This is a genomic window from Blastomonas sp. CCH1-A6, from assembly GCF_001556365.1.
Classification (GTDB): Bacteria; Pseudomonadota; Alphaproteobacteria; order Sphingomonadales; family Sphingomonadaceae; genus Blastomonas; species Blastomonas ursincola.
In genome coordinates, this window is record NZ_LSIS01000342.1 from 1 (window position 1) to 453 (window position 453).

General features: G+C 66.4%; 1 protein-coding gene. It reads right to left on the bottom strand.

The annotated features are described in order from the left end of the window. On the bottom strand, positions 1 to 453 hold a 453-nt coding region (locus AX735_RS26440; RefSeq protein ID WP_231750152.1), incomplete at both ends, for a methyl-accepting chemotaxis protein.

Below are 453 nucleotides of genomic sequence, written 5' to 3' on the forward strand. Positions count from 1 at the left end.
TGCCGATGTCCTGTTCGCGGCAGGCGGCGCTGATCTCGGACACCAATTCGGCGGTGCGGCGGATATCGGGGACGAGCCTTGCGAGCATCTCGCCCGCTTCGCCTGCAGCCTTGACCGTGTCGGACGACACCTGGCTGATCTCTGCGGCAGCGCCCTGGCTGCGCTCGGCAAGCTTGCGCACTTCGGAAGCGACGACCGCGAAGCCGCGGCCATGCTCGCCGGCGCGCGCCGCCTCGACAGCCGCATTCAACGCCAGCAGATCGGTCTGGCGGGCGATCTCCTGGACGATGCCGATCTTCTCGGCGATCATCTGCATCGCGCCGACAGCCTTGTTCACGGCCTCGCCGCTGATCTCGGCATCCTTGGACGACTGGCGCGCGATCTTCTCGGTCTGCGCAGCATTGTCGGCGTTCTGCTTGATGTTCGCAGCCATCTCTTCCATCGAGGCCGAGG